Consider the following 10,375-nt stretch of genomic DNA (forward strand, 5'->3'; position numbering starts at 1 on the left):
CTTATAAAGCGTTACAAGACATCAAAAAATGCCAATACTCGACAGAGATAGTAAAAGACTAGCTAACTCGGGGGTTCTTTGTCTTTTTTTTCTGCTTAGTAAATTTCTTAAACATTTGCAGCGTAAGTTAGTTGCAATTAAAAGCGGCTGAATCTCGCTTGTCAAGCGTTTAAAACATAAAAAACGCCAATATTTTAAAGCGGATAATAACCCCAGGGCTTCTTTTGCCTTTTTTTCATTTGGTAAATTTCTTAATATTTACAGCTAAACAACAACCGTCATCCCGCTACGTGTTAGCGGGATCTATGCTTTGAGATACCGCGAATGAATCGCGGTATGACGGTGTAATGATGGTTAAGTAATTCGTCATTCCGCTACGTGTTAGCGGGATCTAGAGATACCGTGACGGTATGACAAGGGAGAACAGTTGTATTCCTGCACAATTTATTCTCATGACAAAAACGTCTTAACTTTCTCTCTACTTTTTCTGGGTAAGGTCAATTTTGTGAAAAAATGGATTGAATTATAGGTAGATTTGGCTATTATTTGTAATACATGGGTATTGGATAAAATGTTTGAATTTAGTTCTGTGCTGCTAGCTCGAATTCAGTTTGCCTTAACAATAGGCTTTCACATTATATTTCCTGCTTTCACGATCGGGCTTGCAAGTTTTCTAGCCTTTTTGGAATGGTGTTGGCTTAAGACTGGTGATACACGTTTCCGTGATGTTTATAAATTCTGGATCAAGATTTTTGCCGTTGCTTTTGGCATGGGAGTGGTATCTGGAGTTGTAATGTCATATCAACTTGGTACCAATTGGTCGATTTTTTCTGACCGCATAGCCAATGTTCTCGGCCCTCTATTTTCCTTTGAGGTTTTAACAGCCTTTTTTCTGGAGGCATCTTTTTTGAGTATTATGCTATTTGGATGGAATAGAGTAAGTTCTCGTATGCACTTTGCTTCTACTTGTATTGTTGCAGTGGGAACGCTTATTTCAGCTTTTTGGATTATTGCGGCCAACAGTTGGATGCAAACACCCGCTGGATTCACGATTGGTGAGAATGGTCTCCTATATCCAACCAATTGGTTAGAGATTATTTTTAATCCTTCTTTCCCTTATCGCTTTATTCATATGGTAACAGCAGCCTATCTTACAACAGCTTTTGTGGTTGGTGGTGTAGGAGCATTTTATCTTTGGAGAAAACGACATGCTCCTCAAGCAAGAATTATGCTTGGTATGGCAACCATTATGGTAGCTTTAGCTGCACCATTTCAGCTGTTCATGGGAGATAGGCATGGATTAAATACACTAAAGCATCAACCTGCTAAGATTGCTGCAATGGAAGGTATATGGGAAACCGAAAAAGGGGCTGGCTTACTTTTATTTGCTTATCCGGATCAGCAAAATGAAATTAATCACTACGAGATAAAAATTCCTAATCTTGCCAGCTTGATCTTAACACATGATTTTTTAGGAGAAGTAAAAGGATTAAAGGAATGGAAAAAAGAAGATAGACCACCTGTAGTATGGGTATTCTGGTCCTTCCGTATAATGGTTGGAGTTGGAATTTTAATGATCATAATTGGGTCAGTAAGTGTTATACAGTATCTTCGTGGCAAATTATTCCAAAGTTGTTTCTTACATGGGTGGTGGATATCAATGATGCCGTCTGGGTTCATAGCGTTACTTGCAGGTTGGTTTACTACTGAAATTGGCCGTCAACCTTACACTGTATATGGAATTATGCGCACAATTGAATCATTTTCATCTGCGATTACCGGTCCTCAGGTTGCATGGTCTTTGATTGCATTTATCGTTATGTATACCCTTATATTTGGAGCAGGTAGTTACTATATTCTGAAACTTATATACAAAGGAATTCCTGTCATTAAAGAAGAAGAGCAATTTTATAAACACGGTATTGGAGCTTCAGTGATTGATGCTGGTACATCTGGAAAGGACAACAATCATGTTTGATTTCTCTTCCTTAATTAATTTACCCCTAATCTGGGGATTACTAATTGCCATAGCTGTTTTACTGTATATTTTAATGGATGGGTTTGATTTAGGTATTGGTATTTTACTTCCTTTTGCACCGTCAGATAAATGCCGTGATCACATGATAAGCTCAATTGCACCATTTTGGGATGGAAACGAAACATGGTTGGTATTGGGTGGTGGAGGGTTGTTTGCTGCTTTTCCTCTTGCATATTCAATATTAATGCCTGCTTTTTATATTCCAATCATTATTATGCTGCTTGGCCTTATAGTGCGCGGAGTATCCTTTGAGTTTCGTTTTAAGGCAGAAGGAAAATACAGGCGATTATGGGATTATGCCTTTCATTTTGGGTCACTTGGTGCTGCATTTTGCCAAGGCATGATTTTAGGTGCATTTATACATGGTGTAGAAGTAAACGGACGCAACTTTTCTGGTGGCCAATTTGATTGGGCAAGTGCTTTTAGTGTAATGACAGGCATTGCTGTGATATTTGGATATGCACTTTTAGGTTCTACATGGCTCATAATGAAGACAGAAAATATAACACAAGAATGGGCACGCAAGGTTGCTTCTTATACGCTTGGTTTTGTAGGTATTTTCATGGGACTAGTGAGTGTAGTGACACCATTTTTAAATGAACGTATTAAAAACTTTTGGTTTAGCATGCCAAATTTTTATTATTTATTTTCTATTCCATTACTCACATCTTGGCTATTTTTCATGCTGTGGTTTGATCTTCAGAATACTAAACGGGAGTACCGTCCATTCTTTCTCAGTATTGCTATTTTTTTATGGGATATTTAGGTTTAGGAATTAGTATCTACCCATGGATTATACCTTTTCAATATACCATTCTGGATGCAGCTGCTTCTGGGCCAAGTTTATCTTTAATGCTCATTGTTATAATACCGCTTTTACCAATCATTTTAACTTACACTGGTTATTGCTATTATGTCTTTCGTGGAAAATCAAATTATGAACACACATATTAAGGAGTTAGTGACCTTATGGTTAAAACGTTACCCTTAAATCAAGCAGTCGTTCAGGCAATGGCGTCAACTCAAGAGCCTTCATTAGCAAACCCTCCTATGGATTTTCTGAAAAGTTTTTGAGTATATTGTATTTTTAATTTGTAGAATAAGTTTTTTTCCTTTTTGCATGCTAACCAAAAAGGGTTCTGTCATCCTTCTTGTCATATAAGTAGCTTGACGCGGGCATTCAGTTTTCTTTATAATTTTCTTTGTGAAAGAACAAAAATGCTTATTTGTAACCATAGCTGGCTTACCAAATGCTGGGAAGTCTACATTAATTAACAGCATCATAGGCAAGAAAATTGCAATTGTCACCCCTAAAGTGCAAACAACAAGGACGCAAATAAGGGGTGTTGCAACATGCAACAACACACAAATTGTCTTTACTGACTCCCCAGGAATTTTCTCAGCAGAAACAAAACTTGAAAAAGCTTTAGTCAAATCTGCATGGTCGGCAGTTAAGGAGAGTGACATCACTTTGTTGCTTGTTGATGTAAGCAATTATTTGAAAAATATAGAAAGAATTAAGACTATATTTATGCGGCTGCAGCGCACAAAAGGCAGATGCATTTTGGTTATCAATAAAACTGATTTGGTAAAAAGGCCTGAATTAAAGATGGCGCATGAGCATCTGAATTTGCTTTATAAATTTGAAAAGGTTTTTATGATATCAGCATTAAAGAATGATGGACTTTCTGATTTGATGAATTACTTGTCTGAAGTTGCATCGGTGAGCCCCTGGTTTTATGAAGAAGATCAAATAACCGATTCCTCGACAAATTTTTTATCAGCAGAAATTACGAGAGAAAAATTATTCTTGAACTTGCGTGAAGAATTGCCATACTCTACAGCTGTTATAACTGAACAATTTGAGGAAAAAAAAGATAAGAGTTTAGTCATCAAACAGATCATATTTGTGTTGAAAGATAGTCATAAAAAAATAGTACTAGGAAAAGATGGCAGTAATATTAAAAAAATTAATATCGAAGCGCGTGCTGAACTAGAAAAATTATTTGAGTGCAAGGTACACCTCTTTTTATTTGTGAAAGTGCGACCTTGGATCGACCGTCCGGAGGAGTATATAGGCAATGCTTAATTCTTTATTGGTATTTGATATTGAAACTATACCAGATGTAAATTCCTGCAAAAATTTACTCAATATTAGTGATGATAGTAGTGTAGAAGAGAAGAGGGATGCATTAACAAAATATCATCTTGAAATAACAAACGGGCAAAACTCTTTTCTGCGTCAGCCTTTTCACCTTGTTGTAGTTATTAGTTTTTTACTTTGCAATATAAGCTACCAGAGTGGTTATGAGGTGTTCACACTGCAAGAAATAAGATCTGGAGGCACACTAAATTCCAGTGAAAAGGAGCTAGTGAAAGGATTTTTTAACTACATATCAGAGAAAAAGCCAAGATTAGTTTCGTTCAACGGACGCACTTTTGATATACCAGTGCTGAAGTATCGTGCTATGGTCCATGGCATTCAAGCAGAATATTTTCATAAAGCTGGCGATAAGTGGAATAGTTACAATCAGAGATATAGCAGTGATTGGCATTGTGATTTGCTTGAATCCCTCTCTGATTTTGGAGCTTCTGCGAGAGTAAAAATGAACGAAGTTTGTGCAGCATTTAATCTTCCTGGTAAGATTGGAGTTGATGGGTCACAAGTTATGGACTTATACGATAGCGGCAAGATACAAGAGATTCGAGATTATTGTGAAACAGATGTAATTAACACTTATTTGATTTACTTAAGGTTCATGCATCATCAGGGAAGGATTACTACTGAAAGCTACAACAAAAGTGTGGAAGAGCTACTTTTAGAGTGCGAAAAAAAAGAATACCTAAAGAAATTTAAAGAAGAATGGCAAATAACTTGTGGTGGAAAATTTTACTTCCATAGAATAAATAGTCGAGTTATAATGCACTAACAAGCGAACCTCTGTACTAAATTTTGGTTAATATACACGTTGAGCATATTAAGAAAGTTGCTTTTAAGGTATTGCATTTTACTTTTATTTTCGTTATAAGGTTACTTTAAGTTGAATTTTCAACATTTTTATACTATTTACATTTAAGATATGATTTCGAAATTTTTTGGGGGCACTTCATGAAAAAGTCTATGTATACTAGAACTGCTCTAGTTTCTTTATTAACTTTATGTTCTTTCAGCAGTTTTGCAGCTGACTTTCCTGATGAGAGTATGAAGGAAATAAAAAAGCAAGAGAGCACAAAAACTTCTGGAAAAGTGGAAGTTATGAAAACATCAAATAAAAAACTGAAAGAAAAGATGGACAGAATATGTAATGCTGATCCAAGAAAAAAAGCTGAAGAGCTTAAGAAAAAAGAGGAGCTAAGATTAGCAGCCGAGCAGAAGAAAAAAGAGGAGATCAGGCTAGCAAATGAGAAAAAAGCAAAGCTTATAGAGGATTCAAAAGCGAAAGCTCTAAACGCTAAGAATTCTAATATAGAAAAAGGTAAAGTTTCAAAAACTAAGCGTTCTAAAACTAAGAATGCTAAAGTTGAAGCTAAAGATGTAAAGAAGGATATAAAAGTTGTTAACAAAAATACAGAGGAAAAAGGTAAGGCAAGTCCTGTTGTTTCAGTTGGTGGAGTTGATATTATCGATACCAATCAAGGGCAAAGTAATTTAAGAATAACTTTTGGTGGTGTTGTTGATGCTCAAGGTTATGGCAAAGCTGGACCAAGTGGCGCAGATTATAAACGTTATAACGTTATGCCAAACAGATCTACAGAGTATTATAATGCCACTCCAGATATAACAAGAGGAGCAAATCCAATATTCTATGAAGGAATAGGAAATATTGGTGATTACAGCAACGATATGGGTATGATTGCTGATGCAATATTGCACCTCAGAGCAGAAAATAAGAATGAAGATTTAGGTCTTCTTTATGGTGCTGACGTGCAGTTTCATGTTCCAGTGACCGAAGGTAAGGGAGCTTCACAGGGTGTTTATGCTGCAAAAGGCAGAAGTGCGCATGTGTTTGTTAACTCAAAATATGGTGACGTGAAGCTTGGTTACCAATTTGGTCCTGAGGCTCTGATGAGGCTTGATGCAACAAGAATTGCGACTGTTGACGGAGCTGCAGATAGTGACTGGTTCAGAAAAGTGAACTTAGAAGGAAGCGCTGCTAGCTTTCCATTTTATGTAACACCACGTCTTTACACTGAAAGTTTTTCGAGTGAAAGTGAAAAATTCTCTTTCCGCATGGCAGGGAAATATAACAAAGGCGTTATGACTACACTGCCATTTAGAGTTGCTTACTACTCACCAAATTATATGGGCGCAAGATTTGGTATCAGCTACTCACCTCGTTATGATAGTGGTTTGTTTACTGTAAAAGAAACAGTTTCAGAAGATAAAGGCGGTAAGATAGAACATAAGGAAACGATAAAGCATGTCGGCCCAGACTATGAGCACATAGTAAGTGCTGGTGCATCATATGAATATGACTTTGATAAACATAACATAAAAGTTAAAACTTCTGCAGTTGGTGAATATGGCTTTCCAAAGCAACCAAGTAAAGATAAGCATCTTTATAAGGAATTTGTGGAGTATAATGACCTGATGGGTGTTAATTTTGGTGTAAGCGCTGATTATAAGATTAATGAAGATCAAGGCGTAAAGTTTGCTGCCTCTTTTGCATACTTGGGCAAATCTGGTCAACCGAAGGGTATTAAAAAATTAATTGGTGATACCTACACGGAAATTGATAGTAAAGATGCTACTGATGGCAAAAGAGTGGAAGGGCTGAAAGCTCAATTTGGTAAAGATAGTATAGATACCATGTATTGGACTGTAGGAGCTGGGTATCAACATGAGAATATCTACACAAGTTTGACGTATTTTGGCAGCAGAATGAATGACAAAGATATGCTTCATGATGGTGCACTTGGCGTTCAATATGATCTGTCTCCTGCATGCAGTAAGAGCAAATTTGTTCCTTACGCAGCTCTCCATTATTTTATGACTAACGAAACAGGTAAGCTGAAAGATGAGTCTGATGCTGATGTACCTTCTAACCAAGGAATTCTCCTTCTTACTGGTGTGAAGTTTTCTTTCTAACCAGCCAGTACACACCACAGTTAACTGTGGTGTATTCTTGTCTGTTAGTGTTTATTTGTCGATCAAATAAACATATGGTGTCCTCTCTCCTGTCATCCCAGTGCGTGACACACAACTGTACGAACATTGTGATTTGAGGACACTCCACCAAGAAGGATGTCATCCCAGTGCCCAGACACTGGGATCCAGCTTTCCATGCAACTTCATCAAAAGCGTTTATTCAGCATAAGATCAGCCACTTTTGATGCTCACCAAATCAGTTTGCTTACTTACAAGCAAAATTTCCTGGATTCCAGTGTCAAGCACTGGAATGACACCCTATGGTCACCGGAATGACGCTTTATGGCTACTTAGATGATGAGAAAAGAACACACTGCCCTTATTCTACTGGCCGTATAGCTACTTTCAAATTTAATCAATTAAGCAGGAGGCCCCTATGCAAACCACACTAAAAAATCATTTAGCTGGAGAATTACTTACCACCGCTACGTGCTGGAAATTAAAGCTCGCAGGTGGAGAAGTAATGGGATTCACTGACTATGATGAAGATTTAAATATTGATAATATACTCTATAAATCTTCAAGTGGATTTACAGCCAGTAGTATAATATTAAACAGCGATTTGAAAACTGATAATCTAGAAATTGAAGGGATATTAAATAGTGCTGATATTAAAGAAGAAGATGTTTTATCAGGAAAGTACGACTTTGCAAATATTGAAATATTTCTTGTGAATTATAAAGACTTGACCCAGGGAACAATGAATCTACATTCAGGAATTTTTGGTCAAGTGACATTAAGTAGTGGAAGATTTATTGTTGAAATTAGAGGGCTTTCAGCAAAGCTTGAGAGAAGCATAGCAGAATTATACTCTCCTGCATGCAGAGCACAATTTTGCGATGATAAATGTAAAGCCGATACTAAAAAATTTAGTAAAATAAGTACAATCACTAAAGTAATAGACGAAAGAAGATTTGAAGACACGAATTTAACTGAGAGTGATGAATATTATAAGCACGGAGTAGTAAAATTCTTTGGCTCAATAGCGTTTGAAGGTGTAGTAAAAGAATATAAAAATAAAGTAGTTACGTTGTTTACTTCGCCTCCATACCAAATTTTTGCTGGAGATAAATATTCAATACTCGCAGGTTGCGATAAAACATTTCCAACTTGCAGAAGCAAGTTTAACAATACTGTGAATTTTCGTGGTGAACCCTATATACCAGGTTTTTATATTGTTTAGCAGTACAATTTTCAATATTATGAATAAGCATGGAAAGGTGGCTGAGTGGTCTAAAGCACACGCTTGGAAAGCGTGCACATATGAAAATATGTCGGGGGTTCGAATCCCCCCTTTTCCGTATGTTACTTCTAGAATAGTATAAAACCCCCGGTCGCGCACACAACTGTACGAACATTGTAATATGGTACAATGTTACAACTATGCGGTGGTAATTTACGATAAATTCATGTAGCCATTTCAAATTTAGCCATACCAATGTCAGTAAATTGATTAAGCAAATAACACTTGAGTAGCAGTTCCTTCCCACGATTAATTTCAGATTTGTTCCGAAAATTAAACCCGAATGTTTGTTTCAGTCGCGAGAAAAAACTTTCTACATAAGATCTTTTTCCGTAGTTTGTTTGCCTTTTCCACCTCTTCATTCCATCTTCGCTGTATGACTTTATTAGTCTAATTGCAGCATTTCTCTCTGCCATACTTTGGATGCTCTGCTGCATTGTTTTTTTGGAGGAATTTTTGTCTTTATGCCGCATTCATCACACAATTTATAGAGTTTATGTCTGTCATATGCTCCATACGCGTCAAGTTAAGGAAATAAAGGTATGAAAGAGATAGAATAATAAGGTATAAGTTCTCCCAGAAATACTTTTAGTGAGAGAACCAATGAATAAAATAACTAGCTTATCAAAAAAGCTCAAAGAATTTTTTAATGAAAAAGCAGACAAAATCTCAATTACAACAAGGTTTATAAAAAGAAAGAGAAAGCTAAAAGGTTCATCGTTCGTAAAAGCCATGGTCTTGGGTAATATAGGGGTTGATAATTGTAGCGTAGAAACAATGTGTCAATTACTAAACGAGGACTCGATAGATATAACAAAACAAGGTTTGGATTTTAGATTTACTGAAGAAGCAGTGGAATTTATGAAAAGGATGTATAATGAATCTGTGCTTCTCTTCAAAAATATCTTGCAAGTTGATTGCAAAATCTTACAGCAATTTAATAGTGTTAAATTATTGGACAGTAGCTATATTACTCTACCTAACAGTATGGAAGAGATGTATAAAGGTTATGGTACTAGCTACAGTGGCTATGAAAGCAATACTAAGTCTGGAATAAAGTTACAATTAGTTTTCGACTACATGAATCAGATAATAGACCAACTTAATTTAACGGAGGGAGTAAGATCAGACCAGGGATATAGGAAACATTTAAGTAATATATTAAGCAATGATTTGCTAATATCTGATCTCGGTTATTTTGTGCCAAGTTCTTTTAAACAAATCAATGAAATAGGAGCTTATTTCATAAGTCGTTATAAATCCGATACCAACATATATGATGTAGAAACAAATCAAAAAATGGAGTTATTAGAATGTTTAGAGGATAAGTTATTTTTAGAAAACGAGGTATTGTTAGGAAAAGAAGCAAAAATTAGAGTAAGAATTATATGTCAGAAACTAACTGAAGAACAGTCTATGGCCAGAAGAAGGAAAGCTAATAGATTAGCAAGATCGCAGGGATATACATCCTCTAAAAGAAATCAAAAATTGTTGAACTGGTCAATATTTATAACTAATGTTCCAGAAAATAAAATTAGTGCTGAGCAAGTATTAACGATTTACAGAGTAAGGTGGCAAATTGAGTTATTATTTAAATTGTATAAAAGCCATATCAGACTTGATAAGCTAAAAGGAAAGCCATGCAGAGTATTATGTGAACTATATGCTAAATTGTGCGCAATTCTTATATTTCACGGCATAGTTGGTTGCACAGAAGTGAAAAAGAATACAGAACTTAGCTTAACAAAGGCATTTATTGAGCTAAAAAAGCGGGTTATAGAGTTATTTTTAGCACTAAAGAATAAAGTTAATAGTTTGAAAGTTTTTCTTAAAAAGCTTACCATAACTTGGTCTCGATTTTCATTAAAAGACAAGTACAGAAAAACTAGAGTATCTACCTTAACTTCCCTGAATTTACTTACAATCTCTTAACTTGACGCGTATG

Annotated in this window: 6 protein-coding genes, 1 tRNA gene and 2 pseudogenes; 8 read left to right on the forward strand and 1 reads right to left on the reverse strand. The window is 35.8% G+C overall.

What is annotated here, in order from left to right:
• The first annotated feature begins 571 nt into the window (after window positions 1-571).
• The 7 genes and pseudogenes from OZD64_RS05085 to OZD64_RS05115 all read left to right on the forward strand — a co-directional run bounded on the left by OZD64_RS05085 (window position 572) and on the right by OZD64_RS05115 (window position 8,488).
• A complete protein-coding gene (locus OZD64_RS05085) occupies window positions 572-1,978 on the forward strand; it encodes a cytochrome ubiquinol oxidase subunit I (RefSeq protein WP_274979195.1) in 1,407 nt (468 codons plus the stop codon).
• Window positions 1,979-2,051: 73 nt separating this feature from the next.
• Window positions 2,052-2,992: pseudogene (gene cydB, locus OZD64_RS05090) on the forward strand (cytochrome d ubiquinol oxidase subunit II).
• A gap of 250 nt (window positions 2,993-3,242) precedes the next feature.
• The gene (gene era / locus OZD64_RS05095; protein WP_274999442.1) at window positions 3,243-4,127 is read left to right on the forward strand and encodes a GTPase Era; all 885 of its coding nucleotides are present in this window, start codon (window positions 3,243-3,245) and stop codon (window positions 4,125-4,127) included.
• The gene (locus tag OZD64_RS05100; protein WP_051955838.1) at window positions 4,120-4,968 is read left to right on the forward strand and encodes a 3'-5' exonuclease; all 849 of its coding nucleotides are present in this window, start codon (window positions 4,120-4,122) and stop codon (window positions 4,966-4,968) included. Before era ends, OZD64_RS05100 begins: the two co-directional genes overlap by 8 nt.
• Window positions 4,969-5,147: 179 nt before the next feature.
• Window positions 5,148-7,127 carry a WD0745 family porin gene (locus tag OZD64_RS05105; RefSeq protein ID WP_010962806.1) on the forward strand — a complete coding sequence of 660 codons (1,980 nt, stop codon included), beginning with the start codon at window positions 5,148-5,150 and terminating at the stop codon, window positions 7,125-7,127.
• A gap of 436 nt (window positions 7,128-7,563) precedes the next feature.
• Window positions 7,564-8,370 carry a DUF2163 domain-containing protein gene (locus OZD64_RS05110; RefSeq protein ID WP_038199032.1) on the forward strand — a complete coding sequence of 269 codons (807 nt, stop codon included), beginning with the start codon at window positions 7,564-7,566 and terminating at the stop codon, window positions 8,368-8,370.
• 31 nt (window positions 8,371-8,401) lie between these two features.
• Window positions 8,402-8,488 (forward strand) — tRNA-Ser (locus tag OZD64_RS05115).
• A gap of 106 nt (window positions 8,489-8,594) precedes the next feature.
• Here OZD64_RS05115 and OZD64_RS05120 read toward each other — a convergent pair.
• Window positions 8,595-8,941: pseudogene (locus OZD64_RS05120) on the reverse strand (transposase); the annotation flags it as partial.
• A 92-nt stretch (window positions 8,942-9,033) separates the two neighbouring features.
• On the opposite strand from OZD64_RS05120, the gene OZD64_RS05125 reads away from it, so the two are divergent.
• Window positions 9,034-10,362 (forward strand): IS4-like element ISWen1 family transposase, encoded by a 1,329-nt coding sequence (locus OZD64_RS05125; RefSeq protein WP_274999201.1) that lies wholly within the window; start codon window positions 9,034-9,036, stop codon window positions 10,360-10,362.
• Window positions 10,363-10,375: the final 13 nt, after the last annotated feature.

It is taken from the genome of Wolbachia endosymbiont of Drosophila tristis (assembly GCF_028981745.1).
Taxonomy (GTDB): Bacteria; Pseudomonadota; Alphaproteobacteria; order Rickettsiales; family Anaplasmataceae; genus Wolbachia; species Wolbachia pipientis.